The sequence below is a fragment of the Sulfitobacter donghicola DSW-25 = KCTC 12864 = JCM 14565 genome (assembly GCF_000622405.1).
GTDB lineage: Bacteria > Pseudomonadota > Alphaproteobacteria > Rhodobacterales > Rhodobacteraceae > Sulfitobacter > Sulfitobacter donghicola.
In genome coordinates, this window is sequence record NZ_JASF01000005.1 from 716,429 (window position 1) to 736,238 (window position 19,810).

20 protein-coding genes and 1 tRNA gene are annotated in these 19,810 nt (G+C 55.7%); 8 read left to right on the forward strand and 13 right to left on the reverse strand.

Annotation, left to right across the window (positions count from 1 at the left end; all coding sequences use genetic code 11):
• Positions 1–35: 35 nt before the first annotated feature.
• Positions 36–1,835 (reverse strand): translation elongation factor 4, encoded by a 1,800-nt coding sequence (lepA, locus tag Z948_RS0104510; RefSeq protein ID WP_025058384.1) that lies wholly within the window; start codon positions 1,833–1,835, stop codon positions 36–38.
• Positions 1,836–1,871: 36 nt separating this feature from the next.
• Here lepA and Z948_RS19260 point away from each other — a divergent pair, with 36 nt between their 5' ends.
• From Z948_RS19260 to Z948_RS0104520, 3 genes are all read left to right on the forward strand, one after another.
• Complete coding sequence (locus tag Z948_RS19260; protein ID WP_255209598.1) at positions 1,872–1,994, forward strand: hypothetical protein; 123 nt, start codon at positions 1,872–1,874, stop codon at positions 1,992–1,994.
• Between the two features lie 125 nt (positions 1,995–2,119).
• Positions 2,120–3,202 carry a porin gene (locus Z948_RS0104515; RefSeq protein ID WP_037951640.1) on the forward strand — a complete coding sequence of 361 codons (1,083 nt, stop codon included), beginning with the start codon at positions 2,120–2,122 and terminating at the stop codon, positions 3,200–3,202.
• A gap of 125 nt (positions 3,203–3,327) precedes the next feature.
• Positions 3,328–3,723 carry a hypothetical protein gene (locus Z948_RS0104520; RefSeq protein WP_245604552.1) on the forward strand — a complete coding sequence of 132 codons (396 nt, stop codon included), beginning with the start codon at positions 3,328–3,330 and terminating at the stop codon, positions 3,721–3,723.
• A gap of 64 nt (positions 3,724–3,787) precedes the next feature.
• Here Z948_RS0104520 and Z948_RS0104525 read toward each other — a convergent pair whose 3' ends face one another.
• The 6 genes from Z948_RS0104525 to Z948_RS0104550 all read right to left on the reverse strand — a co-directional run bounded on the left by Z948_RS0104525 (position 3,788) and on the right by Z948_RS0104550 (position 8,197).
• A complete protein-coding gene (locus tag Z948_RS0104525; protein ID WP_025058387.1) occupies positions 3,788–4,252 on the reverse strand; it encodes an arsenate-mycothiol transferase ArsC in 465 nt (154 codons plus the stop codon).
• 3 nt (positions 4,253–4,255) lie between these two features.
• Entirely contained in the window at positions 4,256–4,735 is a 480-nt protein-coding gene (locus Z948_RS0104530) for a UPF0262 family protein (RefSeq protein WP_025058388.1), read from the reverse strand.
• Positions 4,736–4,876: 141 nt separating this feature from the next.
• Positions 4,877–6,178 carry a histidinol dehydrogenase gene (gene hisD / locus Z948_RS0104535; RefSeq protein ID WP_025058389.1) on the reverse strand — a complete coding sequence of 434 codons (1,302 nt, stop codon included), beginning with the start codon at positions 6,176–6,178 and terminating at the stop codon, positions 4,877–4,879.
• Between the two features lie 79 nt (positions 6,179–6,257).
• Positions 6,258–6,728 carry a DUF2948 family protein gene (locus Z948_RS0104540; protein WP_025058390.1) on the reverse strand — a complete coding sequence of 157 codons (471 nt, stop codon included), beginning with the start codon at positions 6,726–6,728 and terminating at the stop codon, positions 6,258–6,260.
• Positions 6,725–7,996, reverse strand: a complete 1,272-nt coding sequence (gene murA, locus Z948_RS0104545; RefSeq protein ID WP_025058391.1) for a UDP-N-acetylglucosamine 1-carboxyvinyltransferase — start codon at positions 7,994–7,996, stop codon at positions 6,725–6,727. The genes Z948_RS0104540 and murA overlap by 4 nt, the downstream gene beginning before the upstream one ends.
• A gap of 3 nt (positions 7,997–7,999) precedes the next feature.
• Positions 8,000–8,197, reverse strand: coding sequence for a hypothetical protein (locus Z948_RS0104550; protein ID WP_025058392.1), 198 nt, complete (start codon positions 8,195–8,197; stop codon positions 8,000–8,002).
• Between the two features lie 92 nt (positions 8,198–8,289).
• Between Z948_RS0104550 and Z948_RS0104555 the strand changes: the two genes are divergently transcribed.
• Positions 8,290–8,364 (forward strand) — tRNA-Thr (locus Z948_RS0104555).
• A gap of 588 nt (positions 8,365–8,952) precedes the next feature.
• On the opposite strand, the gene Z948_RS0104560 is transcribed toward Z948_RS0104555, so the two are convergent.
• A protein-coding gene (locus Z948_RS0104560; RefSeq protein WP_156026492.1) for an IS3 family transposase occupies positions 8,953–10,049 on the reverse strand; the annotation gives its coding sequence in 2 pieces (ribosomal slippage) (positions 8,953–9,803 and positions 9,803–10,049; 1,098 coding nt in all).
• 356 nt (positions 10,050–10,405) lie between these two features.
• Between Z948_RS0104560 and Z948_RS0104570 the strand changes: the two genes are divergently transcribed.
• Positions 10,406–10,993: a hypothetical protein gene (locus Z948_RS0104570; RefSeq protein WP_156023551.1), complete on the forward strand. Its 588-nt coding sequence runs from the start codon at positions 10,406–10,408 to the stop codon at positions 10,991–10,993.
• Between the two features lie 62 nt (positions 10,994–11,055).
• Here the strand turns inward: Z948_RS0104570 and Z948_RS0104575 are convergent, their stop codons facing one another.
• The 5 genes from Z948_RS0104575 to Z948_RS0104600 form a co-directional block, all read right to left on the reverse strand.
• Positions 11,056–12,321 carry a relaxase/mobilization nuclease domain-containing protein gene (locus tag Z948_RS0104575; RefSeq protein WP_025058396.1) on the reverse strand — a complete coding sequence of 422 codons (1,266 nt, stop codon included), beginning with the start codon at positions 12,319–12,321 and terminating at the stop codon, positions 11,056–11,058.
• Positions 12,318–12,674, reverse strand: a complete 357-nt coding sequence (gene mobC / locus Z948_RS0104580) for a plasmid mobilization relaxosome protein MobC (RefSeq protein ID WP_025058397.1) — start codon at positions 12,672–12,674, stop codon at positions 12,318–12,320. Before mobC ends, Z948_RS0104575 begins: the two co-directional genes overlap by 4 nt.
• A 317-nt stretch (positions 12,675–12,991) precedes the next feature.
• Positions 12,992–13,696 (reverse strand): hypothetical protein, encoded by a 705-nt coding sequence (locus tag Z948_RS19110; protein WP_025058398.1) that lies wholly within the window; start codon positions 13,694–13,696, stop codon positions 12,992–12,994.
• Between the two features lie 307 nt (positions 13,697–14,003).
• Complete coding sequence (locus tag Z948_RS0104595; RefSeq protein WP_025058399.1) at positions 14,004–15,152, reverse strand: lytic murein transglycosylase; 1,149 nt, start codon at positions 15,150–15,152, stop codon at positions 14,004–14,006.
• A 140-nt stretch (positions 15,153–15,292) separates the two neighbouring features.
• Positions 15,293–16,264, reverse strand: coding sequence for a PfkB family carbohydrate kinase (locus tag Z948_RS0104600; RefSeq protein ID WP_025058400.1), 972 nt, complete (start codon positions 16,262–16,264; stop codon positions 15,293–15,295).
• A 307-nt stretch (positions 16,265–16,571) separates the two neighbouring features.
• Between Z948_RS0104600 and fnrL the strand changes: the two genes are divergently transcribed.
• The 3 genes from fnrL to ccoO all read left to right on the forward strand — a co-directional run bounded on the left by fnrL (position 16,572) and on the right by ccoO (position 19,805).
• The gene (fnrL, locus tag Z948_RS0104610; RefSeq protein WP_037952628.1) at positions 16,572–17,285 is read left to right on the forward strand and encodes a transcriptional regulator FnrL; all 714 of its coding nucleotides are present in this window, start codon (positions 16,572–16,574) and stop codon (positions 17,283–17,285) included.
• A 169-nt stretch (positions 17,286–17,454) separates the two neighbouring features.
• Positions 17,455–19,068 carry a cytochrome-c oxidase, cbb3-type subunit I gene (gene ccoN, locus Z948_RS0104615; RefSeq protein ID WP_025058403.1) on the forward strand — a complete coding sequence of 538 codons (1,614 nt, stop codon included), beginning with the start codon at positions 17,455–17,457 and terminating at the stop codon, positions 19,066–19,068.
• An 11-nt stretch (positions 19,069–19,079) separates the two neighbouring features.
• On the forward strand, positions 19,080–19,805 hold the full coding sequence (gene ccoO / locus Z948_RS0104620; protein WP_025058404.1) for a cytochrome-c oxidase, cbb3-type subunit II: 726 nt from the start codon (positions 19,080–19,082) through the stop codon (positions 19,803–19,805).
• Positions 19,806–19,810: the final 5 nt, after the last annotated feature.

Below are 19,810 nucleotides of genomic sequence, written 5' to 3' on the forward strand. Positions count from 1 at the left end.
CCTTGTGCCACGCGTGGGTTTCACCCACCCTACGTTTAATTGTCCATCTTGAGCGCTGAGATAAACGCTTCTTGCGGGATATCTACCTTACCGAATTGGCGCATCTTTTTCTTACCCGCTTTCTGCTTGTCCAGCAGTTTGCGTTTTCGCGATGCGTCGCCGCCGTAGCATTTTGCGGTGACGTCTTTGCGCATGGCGGACAGCGTCTCGCGGGCGATGACTTTGCCGCCGATGGCTGCTTGGATCGGGATTTTGAACATGTGGCGGGGGATGAGGTCTTTTAGTTTTTCGACCATGGCGCGGCCGCGCATTTCGGCGCGGTCGCGGTGGACCATGGTGGACAGGGCGTCGACGGGTTCGTCGTTGACGAGGATCGACATTTTGACCAGCGAATCTTCGCGGTAGCCGATCATTTGATAGTCAAACGAGGCATAGCCTTTGGTGACCGATTTCAGGCGGTCGTAGAAGTCAAATACAACTTCGTTCAGCGGCAGGTCATAGACGACCATGGCGCGTGAGCCTGCATAGGTGAGGTCTTCTTGGATGCCGCGGCGGTCTTGGCAGAGTTTCAGCACATCGCCGAGATAATCATCGGGGACGAGGATGGTTGCCTTGATCCGCGGTTCTTCGATGTGATCGACGAAGGTTAGGTCGGGCATGTCTGCGGGGTTGTGCAGCTGCTCAACCGTGCCGTCGCGCATGTGGATATCGTAGATAACGGAAGGCGCGGTGGTGATCAGGTCGATGTCATATTCGCGTTCGATCCGGTCGCGGATCACCTCAAGGTGCAGCAGACCGAGGAAGCCGCAGCGGAAGCCAAAGCCAAGGGCGGCGGATGTTTCCATCTCGTAGCTAAAGGAGGCATCGTTGAGGGCGAGTTTTTCAATGCTGTCGCGCAGGTCTTCGAATTGGGCGGCATCAACGGGGAAGAGGCCACAGAAAACCACGGGCTGGGACGGTTTAAAGCCTGGTAGGGCTTCGGTGCAGCCTTTCTTCTCGTGGGTGATGGTATCACCAACGCTGGTATCGCGGACCTGTTTGATCGAAGCGGTGAGGAAGCCGAGCTCACCCGGGCCAAGCGCGTCGATTTCTGTCATTTCGGGGCGGAAGACGCCGATGCGGTCAACGTGGTGGGTTGAGCCGTTCGAGAGCATCTTGATCCGTTCGCCCTTTTTCAGCTGACCGTCCATGATGCGGACCAGAACGATCACGCCGAGGTAGCTGTCGTACCATGAATCCACCAGCATCGCCTTGAGCGGTGCATCCAGCGTGCCTGTTGGGGCGGGAAGTTTGTGAACAACGGCTTCGAGGGTCTCGATGATTCCCTCGCCGGTTTTGGCGGAAACGCGGATTGCGTCAGAAGCATCAATGCCGATCACGTCTTCGATTTGCTCGGCGACGCGATCACAATCGGTTGCGGGCAGGTCGATCTTGTTCAGCACTGGCACGATCTCGTGATCGGCATCAATGGCGTGATACACGTTGGCGAGGGTCTGGGCCTCAACGCCTTGGGTGCTGTCGACCACCAGCAGCGAGCCTTCGACCGCGCGCATGGAGCGGGAAACTTCGTAAGCGAAATCAACGTGGCCGGGGGTGTCGATCAGGTTGAGGATGTATTCTTCGCCGTTCAGCGCGGTGTAGTTGATCCGCACGGTTTGGGCTTTGATGGTGATGCCGCGCTCGCGCTCGATGTCCATGTTATCGAGCATTTGCGCCTTCATATCGCGCTCGGCCACTGTGTTCGTCTCTTGGATGAGGCGATCAGCGAGGGTGGATTTACCATGGTCAATATGGGCGACGATGGAGAAATTGCGGATATGTGAAAGTGGTGTCATGCCTAGGATATGTAGGGGTTTTGAAGAGCGGTCAAGGTGGATGATGACCGCATCGGTTTTGCAGCCGAATTTCCAGTGGCGGCGGGGGCAGTAGCGCATCACATTGCAGGACAAATTCGCGTGATCCCTGCCCTTTTGGGCACCCAGATCGCGGGTTGATTACAAGCGTTCACAGCCGCGTGCCATGATGTGCAGAACTGTGATTTCAAATTTCCCCTTGCATCCCCCACATACTGAAAACGAAGCCAGCCATTTTGCTGACTCAGCTAATATTGGAGACAAAAATGCACCCCGTAGCCCGACTTGCGCTTCCTGCGCTCCTTGTTGTTCCTAGCTTATCCGCCGCTCAAGAAGTTGATCCGGTTTGGGATTTCTACGGGCAGCTGAACCTAGGCGTTCTGAGCGTTGATAATGGCGCTGACAGCGAAACCAGCTTTACCGACAACGACAACTCGAACTCGCGCGTTGGCGCGATTTTCCGTCAGGATCTGGCCAATGGCGGGCAGTTCCGCTTTCACTTTGAAACCGCTTTGGGCTTTACTGGTTCGAGCAGCATCAGCGGCAGCGACAACGACTTTGACGCCGATTACAGCCGCAGCGAATTGCGCAAGCTGGAGCTGATCTATGAAACAGCTCGGATTGGTACTTTCTCGTTCGGTCAGGGGTCTATCGCGACGGATAGCACAGCCGAGGCTGATTTTTCAGGGACAAGCGTGATCGCCTATTCCAGCTTGCAAGACCAAGCGGGATCGCAGGAATTTTTGCTGGCAGACGGATCGGCATCTGGCGTGCGCGTTGGCAATGCCTTCTCGGCGTTTGACGGCAGCCGCCGCTTCCGCATTCGTTATGACACACCGACCTACAAAGGCTTTGGTCTGGCGATTTCGGCAGGCGAAGAAGTTCTGGCGCGGGGCAACGATGATGAGTTCTATGACATCGGCCTGACCTACAACCGCGACTATGGTGACTATAAGGTTGCGGGTCGCCTTGGCCATTCCATCCGTGACAGCGCCGAAGCCTTTACGCTGGGTTCTGCTGCGGTACTGCACGAACCAACGGGCCTTAGCTTTTCCTTGGCTGGTGGGCGCGCACGCGAAAGCGAAGCAAGCTATATCTATGCCAAAGCGGGTTTGCAGCGCGATTGGCTGTCGCTGGGGCGCACGCACCTATCGGTTGATTACTACAGCGGCGAAGATTTTGCCTTTGCGGGCAGCGATTCCGAATCTATCGGTTTGGCCGTTGTGCAAAAGGTCGATGCCTATAACCTTGAGCTTTATGCCAGCCACCGCACCTATGACTTCAACAACTCGGGCAGCGCGACCCAAGACGTTGACGTAACCTTTGTTGGGGCCCGCTGGAAGTTCTAAGAACAGCGGATTTTTGCCCACCCCAAGGGCAGCGGCCACCATGTGCCGCTGCCCTTTCTTTTTGCGAATTGAAAATTTTAACGAAATTGCCCATAGTGCTGCCAGAGCAGATAACGCCGCACAAAATGGGACAAACCCAATCGCGGCTTGAGACAAAGGCAGAAGAGATGAAACCCATGGTCATGGCGCTATTGGCGCTGTCCACATTGGCCGCCTGCGGTGGCGGTGCAACAAATTACACTTCGCGCGGGGCATTCACGCCAACGCAGCTATACGCGACGGGGCCGCTGCAAAAGGCGTGCCTAGCCCAAGGGCGCAAAGCGGCAAGTTCGCAGCGCTGTGGCTGTATTCAAGCGGTTGCCAATCAAACCCTGTCATCAGCGCAACAGCGGCGCGGTGCTAAAGCCTTTAGAGACCCTCATAAATTGCAGGTCTGGCGCCAGTCAGATCGCGCATCAGACAATGCGTTCTGGGATACGTGGAAGGCCTTTGGCCAAAGCGCGTCATCGGTTTGTTCCTGAGATAGCTAAAACCACCCATCGCTATTTGGCGGGTTCAAAGGGCGATGGGCCTTTGGCGGATCGATCAGGCAGGTATCTGTGTCGGAGCGCCGAAACGTTCGGTGAGTTTGCTCACGATCTGGTCACGGGCTGCGCGGAATTGGGCCAGCTTTTCTTCGCGTCCCTCGCCCAATCCGGTTGGGTCCAGAATCGGCCAATATTCTACATCTAAATGGAAGTAACGGGTCAGTTCCAGCGCGCGGCGCTGGGACGCGGGCGACAGTGATATCACGAGGTCAAAAGAGCTGAGATCGTCACCCCATTCTTCCATCTCGTCAAAGCTGCGCGAGCGGTGGCGCGACAGTTCGACACCCATTTCCTGACAGACAGCAATTGAAAAACCATCAATCTCAAGATCGTTTTTAACGCCAACGGATTGGACATAAACATCCATGCCGTAAAGTTTTTTCATAAAACCTTCGGCCATGGGGGACCGCACCGCGTTGTGGTCGCAACAGAAAAGAACGGATTGGGGGAGCTGTTGCGACACGTCTTAGCCTCCGAAATGCAAGACGCAGATGAGCGTAAAGAGGCGGCGCGCGGTATCGATGTCGATCTCGGCTTTGCCTTCCAGACGTTCCTGAAGCACGCGGCTGCCTTCCATATGAATGCCTCTGCGGGCCATATCTATGGTTTCGATCTGGGCTGGTGGTAGTTTTTTCACAGCGTCGAAATAGCTTTCGCAGATTTGGAAATAATCCTTTACGACCTGCCGGAATGGCCCCAGCGAAAGGTGGAATTCTGCTGCTTTTTCATCTGTTTCTGTGTTCACATCAAATACCAGCCGCTTGTCACGGATGGACAGGCCCAGATGGTAGGGGCCGTTCGGGATCGGGCGTTCGTCGCGTTTGGGCAGCACAAACGAGTTATCCTCGAGCAGGTCAAACATGGCCACGCGGCGCTCTTGTTCGATCTCCGGCGTGGGGGCTGGCAGGTTGGCATCATCGATGGTGATATTTGTGATGTGCGTCATGGCACGGCTCCGGACGGTAGGGTTGCTGGCCTGTCTTACCCTAGGATGCAATCGGGGGCAATCGGGCGGCGTTCGCCGCACAGCGCACCAGCGCAGCAAGGGGGGCAGAGGCGTGCGTGCCTCCCCCCGATTTTCACCGCGTTAATCGTTCAGCTTGCGCAGGCGGGCGGTGACGGACAGGCCGTGCGCCTCTAGGCTTTCGGATGAGGCCAGCCGTTCGGCTGCGGGGCCGATGGCGCGCAGTGCTTGGGGTGACATATGCGACAGGGTTGTGCGTTTCATGAAATCCAGAACCGACAGGCCGGACGAGAACCGCGCGGAACGGGCTGTTGGCAGGACGTGGTTTGGGCCGCCGACGTAATCGCCAATGGCCTCTGGTGTCCATTGCCCCAAAAAGATTGCGCCTGCGTGGTTGATTTGGTCGGATAGCGCGTGGGGATCTGCCACGCAGAGTTCGAGGTGCTCGGGCGCGATGCGGTCAGTCAGTGCGGCAGCAGTGGCGAGGTCTGGCACGGTGATCACCGCGCCAAAGTCGCGCCATGAAGGGCCTGCGATATGGGCACGCTCTAGCGTTTCGAGGCGCTTTTCGACGGCCTCAGCCACTGAGCGGCCAAAGGCGGCGTCGGTGGTTATGAGGATGGATTGCGCGCTTTCGTCGTGCTCGGCCTGAGACAATAGATCAAGCGCGATCCAATCGGCATCGTTATCCGCATCGGCAACAACAAGGATTTCGGAGGGGCCTGCGATCATGTCGATGCCGACCTTGCCGAACACTCGGCGTTTGGCGGCGGCGACAAAGGCGTTCCCGGGGCCTGTGATTTTATCCACGGGGGCGATGGTATCGGTGCCATAGGCCAGCGCGGCAACCGCTTGGGCGCCGCCGATGCGGTACACTTCGTCCACGCCAGAAAGCCGCGCGGCCAGCAAAACAAGTGGATTCAGCACGTTATCAGGTGCAGGCACAACCATGGCAAGACGGCCAACACCTGCAACCTTTGCGGGGATTGCGTTCATCAGAACCGAGCTGGGGTAGCTAGCCAACCCACCCGGAACATAGAGACCCGCAGCCGATACAGCGCCCCAGCGCCAGCCAAGGGTCGCACCTGACTCGTCTGTCCATTGCTCATCCTTTGGCAGCTGGCGCGCGTGATAGGCGCGGATGCGCTCAGCGGCGAGTTCAAGCGCGGCGCGGTCTTCGGCGCTGACTTGGGTACAGGCGGTTTCGATTTCTGCGTCGGTGATGCGCAGGGTGTCTGGCGTTAGGGAAACGCGGTCGAATTTATTGGTCAGCTCGATCACTGCCGCGTCACCGCGTTTGCGCACATCTGCGATGATGTCAGCCACGGTTGCATCTACATCAGGGCTGTCTTCGCGTTTTGCGTTTAGCAGTGCGGTAAAGGATTGCTCGAAATCTGGTGAGGTGGCGTCAAGAAATACGGGCATTAGGCTGTCTCCTGTGTTGAGGACAGCAGGTAGCGGGGTTTTGGGCAGGCCTCAAGAGGGGCTGGCCTGCCTTGGTTCTTTAGTCGGGGTGATGGGGGCGCTTTTTGGAGGGCGCAACATAGGGGCGCGTGACGTCTTTGAGGGACACATCCAGCGCCTCGACACTCAGCCGGATCGCGCCATCCCCTGCAAGGGTCAGGATGACATGGCCAGACGGCGCGTCGGTTTCTTCAAACCCGATGTGCAACACGGAAAGCACCGTGTCAGCATCCCCTTTTGGCACGCCTTGGGAGGCAACGCCCTGAACATTGGCAAACATCAACACCGATTGAACGCGTTCAGGCGCGTGACGTGCCGCGCCTTCATCTTCCCACCGCATTCGGTTGAGGAGCAGCGCAAAACGCCCCTCGCCCTTGTGCCAGCTCATTTCCGAGGCGGGAAAAACGGCGTCCTGCACCAGCGACGAGATCACGGAAAGATCCTCGGCGTCCAATGCGCCGAGGTTCAGAGGGGATTCACCGCCGTCTTCAAAACGTGCGTCGTTGCTCATTCGTCTTTGATCCGTTCGATATCGGCACCAACACCGCGCAGTTTGGCCACAACGTGTTCGTATCCGCGATCAAGGTGGTAGACGCGCGACACTTTGGTTTCGCCCTCGGCCGCCATACCCGCAAGGATCAGCGAAACAGAGGCGCGCAGATCGGTTGCCATTACGGGCGCACCTTTGAGTTTATCGACGCCTGTCACGATGGCCTTACCGCCGTGCACGTCTACTTTTGCGCCCATGCGGATCAATTCCGGCGCGTGCATAAAGCGGTTTTCAAAGATTTTCTCTTCGAGGGTCGATGTCCCTTCGGCGGTGCAGAGCAGCGCCATCATCTGGGCCTGAAGATCGGTAGGGAAGCCCGGGAAAGGTTCGGTTGTGACGTCAACGGCTTTTACGCGGTCGCCGCGGCGTTTCACTTTGAGACCCTTCTCAGTCTCGGTCACGTCGATGCCTGCGAGGTCCAGTTTTTCACAGAAGGCGCCGATCAGGTCGATGCGGCCGCCCAGCAGCTCGACCTCGCCACCGCAGATCGCGGGGGCCAGCATATAGGTGCCCAGCTCAATCCGGTCGGTGACTACGGGATGCGTCGCCGCGCCAAGGCGATCAACGCCCTGAATGGTGATGCTCGGCGTGCCGTCACCTTCGATCTGGGCGCCCATACGGCGCAGACAGTCGGCGAGGTCAACGATTTCAGGCTCGCGCGCGGCGTTATTGATGACGGTTGTGCCTTTGGCCAGCGTTGCGGCCATCATGATGTTTTCCGTGGCCCCAACTGAAGCGAACGGGAAGTCGATCACAGCGCCTTTGAGGCGGCCACCAGCGGCTTTTGCATAAAGATAGCCATCGCGCAGGTCGATGGAGGCGCCCATTTTCTCTAGGCCGTCTGTGTGGATGTCCATCGGGCGCGCACCGATTGCGCAGCCACCAGGCAGTGACACTTCGGCATAGCCTTCGCGCGCCAGAAGGGGGCCAAGCACGAGGTTCGAGGCGCGCATTTTGCGCACGATGTCATATTCGGCGCGTGTATTAATGTCGCCGTGGCACGACATCGAGATCACGCGCCCCTCTTGCAAGGTGGTGATTTCAGCGCCCAAAGACTGCAACAGCTGCGTCATTGTGCGAATATCGGACAAGCGCGGCGCGTTTATCAGGGTCAGCGGCTCTTCGCTCAAGAGAGTCGCGGGCATCAGTGCCAGTGATGCGTTTTTTGCACCTGCGATTGGGATAGAACCACTCAGCGGCCCACCGCCACGTACCAGAATTGCGTCCATGCCTTACGTTTCCTTTTGTTGCGCGCCCTGCGCGCTGCCTGTTTGTGAGCCCTCTTGAGGTGCCGCACTGCGCGCACGTGCCTGCCCTTTGCGCCTTGCCATGTTGGCTTTTAACGCTTGGGACAGCCGCGCCTGCTTGCGTGCTGCTTCTTCTGCCTTGGCCTTTTGGGCTGGCGTTTGGGAGGGTTCTTTGTCTGCCATAACGCTTATCTAACCCAGCCTGCGCACGGGGTCCAGATTAGGCGCGAATTTGGGTTGCGCGGCGGCGAAATTGCCGCTAATCAGCGCCCTATGCTGTGGTAGCTCAGTGGTAGAGCGCGTCATTGGTAATGACGAGGTCGGGAGTTCAATCCTCCCTCACAGCACCATCCTTCTCCCATCGGTATAGTCGACAGGTTGGTATGCCATAGTAAGCCCGACTTACGCGCATCCCTGCGGGAAGACGCTGAGTGCGGGAGTTCAATCCTCCCTCACAGCACCATCCTTCTCCCATCGGTAGAGTCGACAGGTTGATATGCCATAGTAAGCCCGACTTACGCGCATCCCTACTGGGCGTCGCTGAGTGCGGGAGTTCAATCCTCCCTCACAGCACCATACTTCACCCATCGGTAGAGTCGACAGGTTGGTATGCCATAGTAAGCCCGACTTACGCGCATCCCTGCGGGACGTCGCTGAGTGCGGGAGTTCAATCCTCCCTCACAGCACCATTAACTTTTCCACCCACTGAAAGCATACCTAAAGCCTTGAAAGGCAATGCTATTTGGGGTGTTCTAGCTCCATCAATTCGATGGTACGAAAATCCACTCGAAAAACCCAATCTGAGGACGATTCTGCGCAAGTTCGCATCGCCACTTTCCCATATTTTACAAGGGTTTGAGAGGAACTTTAGGGAGAGTGACCTGTGCCCCAAGTCTCCTCCAGCTTGGCGCGGAGTCCTTGGGGTTAAATCTTTGGCCTTAGGCAGCCATTTTGTCCATTGTCTTTCTCTGCAAAAATTCCATGGGCGTCAGGTTGCCCAAAGCTGAATGTGGTCTGCGCCAGTTATAGTCTTCTTGCCATTCCTCCAGCGTTTGTCGGGCTTCGCGCAATGTGCCGAAGAGCGTTTCATTGAGGCATTCATCCCGCAGCTTACCGTTGAAGCTTTCGACGAAGCCGTTTTGCTGGGGCTTTCCAGGCGCGATGTAATGCCAATCAATGCCTGTATCCTGAACCCATTTGAGGATCGCCATGCTGGTGAACTCGGTGCCGTTGTCCGACACAATTGTCTTCGGCATACCGCGTTCAGCGATGATCTTACCCAGCTCACGCACGACACGATGTCCTGAAAGAGACGTGTCCGCGACCAACACTAGGTTCTCCCGACTGTAATCATCCACGACGGCAAGAATGCGGAAGCGACGTCCGTCTGTCAGCGCGTCTGATACGAAATCCAAGCTCCAGCGTTGGTTCGGACCGTCGGGCAGTACCATCGGTTTCCTTGTGCCCAAAGCGCGCTTTCTGCCGCCTCTGCGGCGCACCTGCAGCTTCTCTTCGCGGTAGATGCGCCTGACCTTTTTGTGGTTCACCTCGAAACCCTCCCGCGCGATCATCACATGGACACGGCGGCACCCAAACCGTCGACGTTCTCTCGAAACGCGTTTGATAGCGTCTCTTAGTTCAGCATCATCGCTGCGTCGCGATAGGTACCGAACCGATGACCGATCAACTTGCAGAACATCACACGCCCGCCGCTGGCTGACCTGATGTTGTTCCATCAGGTGCGCCACAGCTTTCCGCTTCAAGGCAGGCGTCACCACTTTTTTGAATTGATATCTCGCAGCATGGCGTTGTCCAGCATCTGCTCCGCTAGCAGCTTCTTCAGCTTGCCATTCTCATCCTCAAGTGCCCGCAAACGCTTCGCATCAGACGGTTCCATGCCGCCATACTTTGATTTGTATTTGTAAAACGTCGCTGAGCTGATCCCATGCCGCCGACATACATCAGCGGTCTTCTCGCCAGCTTCCTGTTCCTTGATCATCGCAATGATCTGTTCATCCGTAAATCGTGCCTTCATTTGTCCGTCCTTTTGTTGGGCGGACTCTACACAAATTTGGAGGAGTTTTAGGGGCTCAGGTCACAGCCTCTCGACTTGTTCTGGTGTGTTTCTGAATTGAAGGACCATCCCAGATCGTTCTTTTTGGACTTTGCCATCTGAAAGACTGGCTGCGATGCTTGGTGAATCAAAAGTGCGAGGCATGGGGGTGTCCTGAGAGGCTTGGTCAATACCTTTCTATCACTTATTGACTTTTGGTGCTAGTGGCGGTGCGTAGATGGTAAGTGATGAACAATATCGGATTCGGAGGGGTGATTGGCTTCGAGGAGTTGATTGCTAGATGTCCTCAGGTTACCAGAACCTTTTGGAGACTGGTTATGAATGATCGCAGAAGTAGCGCCCAGAATTATTGGACGCTTTGCACCCTCTTGCTTTCCGCTGTTTTTCTATTTTTTTTGTGGAGCTTCGTAGACGGTCTGATATTTTTTATCGCAATGTTTGTTGTGCCGATTGTTGCAGCCATCCTCGGCATGGGCGCATACCTTATTGCTCTTTCCACAGAAAGGGATACCGCAGCTATCGCATATGTGGCGATTGCAACGATATTGATTGGTGTTCTGGGAGCCAACCTTAGCAATATTGATAGGCATCTAGTACAGTCCTCTCAAGATCGCAAAAGGGCTACATTGGCACGACATGCCGAAAACTTTGAATACACGCACTACGTTTATCAAGACAGTGTCAGATACTACTCGCGGCCAAAGATAGAAAACTTGTACGGTAACAGAGTCCTAAATTTTGGACATTGCGTTCAAGTTACAAACTCTCGGGTTAACAGCGTCAGTCCAGTATTTTCAGAGATAGTGATCCGGGGAAATCCTGTTGAGGCTTGGTATGTGCATAGCGGGCTTCGTCGATTGAAAGACGGACAACGTTGCAGCGAGGCTTCCCAGTTGTTGCGCTAGAAGCAAGCCATATCTACTGCATCTGTCCCCGAAGAGAACAAGCGCCTCAGATTGTGATAAGCCTATGGGGACAGATCAAGACCACGTTCCCGCCGTCGTACGGGTTGGGGTGATGCCTTGCGGGTCTTGAATGCCTGCCGAATATCTGCAGCGAGCAATCGCCGTTCATCCTGATGCTTACGACGCATTTTCTGAACTTCCCGTTGCAGGGACTTACGTTCTTTCATTTGCTCTTTGGTCAACAAGTCACGCTGCCTTTGATCTCGGCGGGCCGCTTCCATAGCCTCCATTTCATTGCGCTTTTGAACAGCTTTGTGGGCACCTGTCAGGCGATCAAATAGGCCTCGCAGGCCCTTGTTGAGACGATCAGATCGTGCCTTGGTTTCCTCAGCCCATCGCTGTTCTTGACCATGCTTGAGCTGTTTCCGCTCTTCACGATGTGCCAGAGCCATTTCACGCTGTTTATCGCGCAGAGGGGCGAGGTCATTGCGTTGACGATCTTTGATGTCACCGATAAAGCTGCGCATTTGGTCCGTAATCTTAGAGCGAATGTTGGTTTGCATTTCATCGACAGAAGGTAGATTTTCGGGCGAACCAAGTTTTGCCTTCACGTCTTTGACTTTCAAACCTGTCCATTTTGCAATCGAATGAATATTGCCGTCGACATCCAAAGCAACGAACCCGCGCCGATCACCACGAGCGAGGAAGTAGCCACGATCTTCAAGAGCATTTTTTAAGCCACGCTGACTATCACATCGTTCCCATGCTTGCTGAAACGTCTGTTTGATTTCGCGTGGATCAAGCCCCTGACGTTTTGCAGCCTGCCATTCTTCGAGTGTGAAATTGAGGGGTGATTTGTTGCCGTAGGTTGCCAGCCCGTCAGGTAGCGTCCAGCCATGATCCAGAAACAAATCGCGCGACAAGTCACGCAATGCCAGCTTAAATCGCCCCAAGTGGATAGCTTTCAAATCATCCACATCAATACGGCTCCACACTACGTGGACGTGCCTGCGATTTTCCTTCTCATGCACGACGATAGCGCGAGGTTGAGCGTGCAGCCCCAGTGCTTGTTCAATGCGATCTGCGGCATCAAGAAACTCTTCTTCTGTCCCGAGGTGATCCTGTGGAGGATTGAGGCTCAATGAGAACATGAACTTCTTGCACTGGGTTGCTTTGGAGATCGCATGCATTTCCGCGAGCGCGCCATGAAGCTCGTCGGTTGAAAACCCGCGTAAATCCAAACAGGTGACGTGATCATTGTCGCGATCATTCATCAAATGATCGGCTAGTGCCTTCGCGCCAGAACGTTGGGAGCCTTTGAGGATCATTGTTTCACCCCCAAGGCTTCCATGATCGCCGCCCTGATCCATGCAACTTCCGCAACGGCCCGATTGAGGTCTTCCTCCAATTCTGGATCGACGATCAATGTGCCTTGGTTCAGATGTTTTGCGATTTGATTGAGGTTATTGGATTGCCTTGTTTGCCCGAGGCGTACCAGAACCTCAGCCAATAGCTGTTGCTCCGCAACAGGTGGTTTCCGCCGCTTCCGATATTTAGGAGCTTCAGCAGCAAAAACCACGGACTTGATATACGTTGCCAGCGGCATCGCCCCAGCTTGGGCTTCAAGCTGAGAGCGTTCCTTGGGTGTTAGCCGCAATGAAAACGGTGCGAGGCGGCTCATGGGCGTGGGCCTCGCAACTTAGGACCTTTGGTGGCGGTACGTGCTTCGTCATATGCTGTCTTATCCAAAGAGCGTAACTTGTGGGCAACCTCAGGATCGGACTGTAAATAACGTTCCCAATCCTCTAGGTTTTCAAGCAGAGCATTTGGGTCAATGGGTTCTACGAAATCTTCCGCAAGTGCACCATCCTTCACCCATCAGTAGAGTCGGATGCCCAAGCGCGCCACGATAGCCCGACTTACGCGCCTTGGCGAGAATTGCCCTCCTCGCGATTCACATCCGAAGGGGGGTTTAAGCGCTGCGGCCTATAGATAATGTTATAGCAAATTGATGCTGGAACGCGCCGAGCTGGCTTCTCTTGCGAGTTTGTCAGCATTGGAAATGTGCCAATCCAGACCAGTCTGGCCTTGATTCTGGGCATTGCGCATATTTGCGGCCGCATGGTTTGCATTGCGTTCCGTCGCCAACAGGGCTGCCGCTATTGATTGGCGTTCGGCCATGATGCTTGCGTGGGACTGTGCGTAAGCTTTTGCAGACAGTTGCCCAGAGGCGCGTTGTAAATCAATCCGCGCGAGAGCTTCCTCTTGGGCGGCAAGGCGAGCGGGCAATGTGTTTTGGACTAGGGACATCTGGGTGTTTGTCTTGCGCAGGGTGCGCACGACGGCACTGGGTGAAATCGATTCAACGCGGCGGTTCACTTTGCGCTTGCCCGCAACATGCCCCACAACCGCACCGCCAGCAGCGCCCGCCGCAGCGGCTGCGATACAGTTCTTTGCGTTTCCTGCTGAAACGACCGCGAGGCCGCAACCGATTGCCGCGCCGACACCTGCCCCTTTGAGGGTGGTTTGCACGACGATACGTCTGGACAGCTCGGTCAAAGCGGCGGTTTGCGCATCTATTTCCGCTGGTTGCTCTGCTGCGAAACCCAACCGCGTGGTGTCAGACCGGCTGGAACTGGTATGCGGCGCAGCGGCACAAGCAGATAGCACAAAGGGTAACACGAGAAGAGTTGGAATACGCATCGGAAAAACCTAAAATCATTGTTTCAAATTGAAGGATAATCACCAATCAAGGCGAAACTATGACTGAAGGGTGAAATCTCAAGCTGCCACCGTCATGCCTTTGAAAATAAGGAAAATGTTGATGGTGCGCACCTATGGCGGATGCGTTGAATTGGGGCAATTCGGGAAACAATGGGAAAGGTTTCACTGCCGTCGTGGCAGAGGAAACTCATTTTTTTTCGCATTTTTCAGGCCAGCCCCAGCACGCCTAGAATGACAGCGATGGCCCGACCGAACAGGCCGAGCCACAGGCAGATATGAATACAGCTCAGCCGAGTTGGCGCAGCAGTTCCTGAGAGGGCTTACCCGTCACAGGCAGGCCCTTGCTGGCCTGATAGGCGCGAATGGCTTTTTGGCTGTTGGGGCCAATGACGCCATCGCTGCCGCCCGTATCGAACCCTTTCGCGGTTAGACGTTTTTGCAAGGCGATACGTTCATCTTTGATCAAACCGTTTGCATCTGGTGGGAAGCTGGCGCGCAGGGGGCCTGCCCCGCCGATGCGGTCGGCCAGATGGCCCACGCCAATCGCGTAGGCATCCGAGTTATTATAGCGTTTGATCGCACGGAAGTTGCCAGTCACCGCGAAACGCGGGCCACCTGCCTGTGGCTGGATGATCCGCCCGCTTGGCGCGCCATTGCCTACTTCGCCCCCCCATTTCACACCACGGGTCCAGCCGCTGCGTTTGAGGTAGGCGGCCGTAGAGGCCAGCGCATCGGTTGGGTCATCAGACCAGATATCGCGGCGCCCATCGCCTGTGAAATCCACGGCGTAGGCCTGATAGGAGGTTGGGATAAACTGGGTATGGCCCATCGCCCCTGCCCATGATCCGGTCATGCGGCTGGGGGTGATGTCTCCGTTTTGCAGGATTTTCAGCGCGGCGATCAATTGCTTTTCGAAAAACGCGCCGCGGCGGCCATCATAGGCCAAGGTCGAGGTGGCCGAGATCACCGGCACATCGCCGCGCCGTTCGCCAAAGAAGCTCTCCAGCCCCCAAACCGCGCAGATGATTTCGGCATCAACGCCGTATTTGCCTTCGAGGGTTTGCAAGGTCGCGCGGTGGCGGCCAAAGGCGGCGCGCCCTTTGCTGATGCGTTCATCCGAGGCTGCAATCGCGAGGTAATCCTCTAGCGTGCGTTTGAATTCGGTCTGGTTGCGGTCGCGTTTCACACAGCCTGGCAAATAGCCTGTACCGCGGAAGGCCGCGCTGAGCGTGGATTGGGAGATACCGCGCGAGGCCGCGCGGGTGCGAAAGCTGCTGACCCATGAGTCATAGCCTGCGTTGGGCGTTGGGCGCAGATCAGCGGGAAGTCCGGCAGGTGCGGCTTTGCGGCTGGAGGAGGTCGCGCCGCCCCCGCAGGCGGTTAACGTGGTAAGAGCGCCAAGGCCCAAGCCAAAATTGCGTCGTGAAAGGTTCATACTGCTGCCCCGTTTATCGTTTGTTGGGTTTGGCGGCTATGCTACCCGATAAACATAGCGAGGCAACAGGCCAAAGCCTGATTTGGGCGTTGCCTTGCCGATGGGCCAGCCCCGTTTCGGCCCATCCCGTCCAAACATTTCTAGGCCCGACTAAGGGCCTGATCGATTTCTGCGGTGGTGGGCGGGTTGCACCCTTCCTTGCCGCAGTTCAGGCAGGCGGCCTGCACGCCGCGGGTCAACAGCATTTGCAGCTGTTCTTTATTCAACTCGGCTAGTGACGATTTATTCAGCAAACCGTTGTCAGCAAGGGTCGCCACCAAGGTGGCCATGAAGGTATCGCCAGCACCGACAGTGTCTACAAAGGTCTCGATCACAGGATTTTCTACAACGCAGTAGTGATTTGGCGTCCAGCCTTCGGCGCCATCTGGCCCTTTGGTCAGCGCGACCAAGCTGGCGTTGGTCTCTGCCAGCACTGTTTTCATGGCCTCTGCCTGAGACAGATCAGGGTAGATCCATTCAAGGTCTTCATCGCTCATCTTTAGGATGGTCGTGGTTTTTATCAGACGCAAGACGCGCTCGCGGTAGCTGGCGGGATCTTCCAACAAGGCGCTGCGGATGTTGGGATCAAAGGAGGTTGTAAGGCCGCGCGCGTTCGCCGCATCAAACGCAGCCTCCCATGCGGCGCCGTCCTGCACGCCTGCAAAAGCGAGGGATCCAGCCTGAAAATGGGTGATTTCATCGCTGATCGCGGCGGCAAGGCTTGCGGCCGTTACACAGCGTTCGGCGGTGTTATCGCGGTGAAAAACATATTGGGGAATGCCGTCTTCGAGGGTCACAACCGCTTCGGTTGTGGGTTCATCCCTGCGACCACCTGCAAGGACCACGTTTTCGGCGATCAGGTTTTCGGCCAGTTGCTGGCCGTATTTATCCGTTGAAACGGGGGTCACGTAATGGGTGTTCTGCCCTTGGCGGCCCAGCGCAAAAGCAACGTTATAGGGTGAGCCGCCCAGCTTATAGCTTACCTCAGCCTCCCCTGCGGAGTTCTTTTTGTGCATGGTGTCGATCAGGTTTTCACCACCAACGGCAATAACGGGCTGGACAGGTTGGGACATGGGGCTGCAAATCCTAAGAGAGACAATTCAGAGGTTAACATATAGGGTAATCCGCCCCACTGGTAGCCCTAACATTGCTGTTTCTAAGACCCTGAACAGGGCGATCCCCGCGCGCGCGAACAGGCGCTTTCAGGGCATTGCGACGGTTTGGGGAATTTCAAAGACGTTGACGCAAAATCGCGGCAATCCGCTTCAACCTGGAGTTTACCCAGCGTTTCGAGCCTGCGACACCGAAAGCGGTCGATTCTTTTGAGGCGGCGCATTATAGTAAGCTTTGAATGAACTAACTTTGATGCAGATCAATATAATGACGCTTCCGATTCTCAGAGATTTCAAATGCAGCCACTGCCCGATTCGCCATCGGGCGGTTTGCGCGCATTGTGATACTGACGAATTGCAATTGCTGGAAAACATCAAGAGCTACCGCAGCTTTTCGGCAGGTGAATCCATCTTATGGCGGGGCGAACCGTTGGACTATGTTGCATCCGTGGTGACCGGTGTTGCGGCCCTATCCAAGACATTGGAAGACGGGCGCACCCAGATGGTTGGCCTATTGCTACCATCGGATTTTATGGGCAGGCCGGGGCGCAAGCAGATCGCGTTTGACGTCACAGCGACCACCGATGTCACGCTATGTTGTTTTGATCGCAAACCGTTTGAGAAGCTGGTGAATGACACACCCCACCTGACACAGCGGTTGATGGAATTGGCGTTGGACGAATTGGATGCCGCGCGCGACTGGATGCTGCTGCTGGGGCGCAAGACCGCGCGGGAAAAAATCGCGACCTTCATTGAAATGCTGGCCCGCCGTGTCCACATGGAGAAAGATCAGGACAGTTTGATACTGCCGCTTTCCATGACCCGTGACCAGATTGCAAACTTTCTGGGTCTCACTTTGGAAACCGTCAGCCGACAGTTCAACGCCTTGAAAAAGGACGGGATAATCGACTTTAGCGACCGCAAATTCATCGCGGTCAAAAACATCGAAGCGTTGCACGCCGCCTCGGGTGATGACAGCTAGTTTGGGCCCTCTTTTCAAGGCGGCTGGCCCATTTTTGCGCTTGTGAATTAGTTTCCCAAACACCGCACGTATTGATCCAGATCAAAGAGCCTGCCCCCGCATTCACATAAAACCCCCATCAAGAACAACATGCGTCTTACGCGCACTGTTGCCATTGCGAGGGTACTCTATGAACTATGTAAAACTTGTGCTCCTTGGTTTAGTGACGCTTTTTGCGGCACTTGCCAGTAGCTGGGCACGCGATCTAGCCTATCAACTCCATGCGATTCTGATCATGTTGATCGCCGCTTTCATGTTTATACGCGTTTTGCGTCAAACGGATGAACCGGTGGTCGTTGTCGATAATCAGGGTCTTTACGAAGACGGTGTTGTCCGTGCGGGCGTCATTGCGACGGCCTTTTGGGGCATCGCCGGATTTTTGGTTGGGACGTTCATCGCGTTTCAGCTGGCTTTCCCCGAGCTGAACTTTGACTGGGGTCAGCCGTTCACGAACTTTGGTAGGCTTCGCCCGCTGCACACCAGTGCGGTGATTTTTGCCTTTGGCGGGAACGCCTTGATTGCGACGTCTTTTTACATTGTTCAGCGGACCAGCGGTGCGCGCCTTTGGGGTGGCAACGCGGGGTGGTTCGTATTCTGGGGCTATCAGTTGTTCATCGTTCTGGCGGCGACGGGTTATTTGCTGGGCTCGACCCAGTCAAAGGAATACGCCGAGCCTGAATGGTATGTAGATATCTGGCTGACCATCATCTGGGTAACCTATCTGGCTGTTTTCATGGGCACGATCATCAAGCGCCGTGAGAAGCACATCTATGTTGCGAACTGGTTCTTCCTTGCGTTCATCGTAACGGTTGCAATGCTGCACCTCGTCAACAACCTCAGCATTCCGGTGAGCATCTGGGGCAGCAAATCTGTTCAGGTCTTTTCGGGTGTTCAGGATGCGATGACGCAGTGGTGGTATGGTCACAACGCCGTTGGCTTCTTCCTGACTGCGGGTTTCTTGGGGATGATGTATTATTTCGTTCCAAAGCAGGCCGAGCGTCCGGTTTACAGCTACAAATTATCCATCATCCACTTTTGGGCGCTGATTTTCTTGTACATCTGGGCGGGTCCACACCACCTGCACTACACCGCTTTGCCTGACTGGGCAGCGACGTTGGGCATGGTTTTCTCGATCGTTCTTTGGATGCCAAGCTGGGGCGGTATGATCAACGGTCTGATGACGCTGCAAGGCGCATGGGACAAGCTGCGGACCGATCCGATCTTGCGGATGTTCGTTCTGTCGCTTGGTTTCTACGGTATGTCCACATTCGAGGGTCCGATGATGTCGATCCGCGCTGTGAACAGCCTGTCGCACTATACGGACTGGACCATTGGCCACGTACACTCGGGTGCGCTGGGTTGGAACGGGATGATCACCTTTGGTGCGCTCTACTTCCTCACGCCACGTTTGTGGGGCCGCAAGCAGATGCATTCGATGTCTGCGATCAACTGGCACTTCTGGCTCGCGACATTGGGGATCGTTCTATACGCCTCTTCGATGTGGGTATCGGGCATCATGGAAGGTTTGATGTGGCGCGAAGTTGATGACCAGGGTTTCCTTGTCAACTCGTTCGCGGACACCGTCAGCGCCAAGTTCCCAATGTATGTCGTGCGCGGTTTGGGTGGGGTTTTGTTCCTCGCTGGTGCGGTCGTGATGTGCTGGAACATGTGGATGACAATTCGGGGTGGCAAACCTGCCACCGCGAACCTCCCTACCCCTCTTAATGCTACACCTGCTGAATAAGGATAAAAACAATGGCATTTCTTGATAAACACGCCATTCTGGAGCGCAGCCCTACGCTGCTTCTGGGGTTCTCTTTGGTGGTTGTCGCAATCGGTGGGATTGTAGAAATCGCACCTTTGTTCTGGCTCGAAAACACAATTGAGGAAGTAGAGGGCGTGCGCCCCTACTCTCCTCTCGAGTTGGCGGGCCGTGACATCTATGTGCGCGAAGGCTGCTATGTCTGCCACAGCCAGATGATCCGCCCGATGCGCGACGAAGTCGAACGCTATGGCCACTATTCGTTGGCGGCTGAATCCATGTATGACCACCCGTTCCAATGGGGGTCCAAACGTACGGGTCCTGATCTGGCACGTGTGGGTGGCCGTTATTCGGATGCGTGGCACATGGATCACCTTCTGGACCCGCAATCTGTGGTTCCAGAAAGTGTCATGCCCAAATACGCGTTCTTGGCTGAAACCAAGATTGACGGCGAATATGTAGAGGATCTGCTCAAGACGCACCGTTTGGTTGGTGTGCCTTATAGCGATCAGCAGATTGAAGCTGCCTATGCGGATTTCAACGCGCAGGCCGATCCTGACGCGGATTGGGACGATCTGCTAGAGCGCTATCCCGGCGCGGCAGTTGGTAACTTTGACGGTCAGGCAGAGCTGACCGAAATGGATGCCATGATCGCATATCTTCAGGTCTTGGGCACAATGGTTGATTTCTCGACCTTCACCCCTGCCGACAGCCGATAGGAGAC

Coding starts and splice junctions, on each gene's coding strand:
- Z948_RS0104575 (WP_025058396.1), bottom strand. CDS start 12,321: ATGATCCTCAAAGGCTCCCAACGTTCTGGCGCGAAGGCACTAGCCGAT.
- murA (WP_025058391.1), bottom strand. CDS start 7,996: ATGGACGCAATTCTGGTACGTGGCGGTGGGCCGCTGAGTGGTTCTATC.
- ccoN (WP_025058403.1), top strand. CDS start 17,455: ATGAACTATGTAAAACTTGTGCTCCTTGGTTTAGTGACGCTTTTTGCG.
- Z948_RS0104570 (WP_156023551.1), top strand. CDS start 10,406: ATGAATGATCGCAGAAGTAGCGCCCAGAATTATTGGACGCTTTGCACC.
- lepA (WP_025058384.1), bottom strand. CDS start 1,835: ATGACACCACTTTCACATATCCGCAATTTCTCCATCGTCGCCCATATT.
- Z948_RS0104520 (WP_245604552.1), top strand. CDS start 3,328: ATGGGACAAACCCAATCGCGGCTTGAGACAAAGGCAGAAGAGATGAAA.
- Z948_RS0104530 (WP_025058388.1), bottom strand. CDS start 4,735: ATGACGCACATCACAAATATCACCATCGATGATGCCAACCTGCCAGCC.
- ccoO (WP_025058404.1), top strand. CDS start 19,080: ATGGCATTTCTTGATAAACACGCCATTCTGGAGCGCAGCCCTACGCTG.
- fnrL (WP_037952628.1), top strand. CDS start 16,572: ATGACGCTTCCGATTCTCAGAGATTTCAAATGCAGCCACTGCCCGATT.
- Z948_RS0104540 (WP_025058390.1), bottom strand. CDS start 6,728: ATGAGCAACGACGCACGTTTTGAAGACGGCGGTGAATCCCCTCTGAAC.
- Z948_RS0104600 (WP_025058400.1), bottom strand. CDS start 16,264: ATGTCCCAACCTGTCCAGCCCGTTATTGCCGTTGGTGGTGAAAACCTG.
- mobC (WP_025058397.1), bottom strand. CDS start 12,674: ATGAGCCGCCTCGCACCGTTTTCATTGCGGCTAACACCCAAGGAACGC.
- Z948_RS0104550 (WP_025058392.1), bottom strand. CDS start 8,197: ATGGCAGACAAAGAACCCTCCCAAACGCCAGCCCAAAAGGCCAAGGCA.
- hisD (WP_025058389.1), bottom strand. CDS start 6,178: ATGCCCGTATTTCTTGACGCCACCTCACCAGATTTCGAGCAATCCTTT.
- Z948_RS0104515 (WP_037951640.1), top strand. CDS start 2,120: ATGCACCCCGTAGCCCGACTTGCGCTTCCTGCGCTCCTTGTTGTTCCT.
- Z948_RS19110 (WP_025058398.1), bottom strand. CDS start 13,696: ATGCGTATTCCAACTCTTCTCGTGTTACCCTTTGTGCTATCTGCTTGT.
- Z948_RS0104595 (WP_025058399.1), bottom strand. CDS start 15,152: ATGAACCTTTCACGACGCAATTTTGGCTTGGGCCTTGGCGCTCTTACC.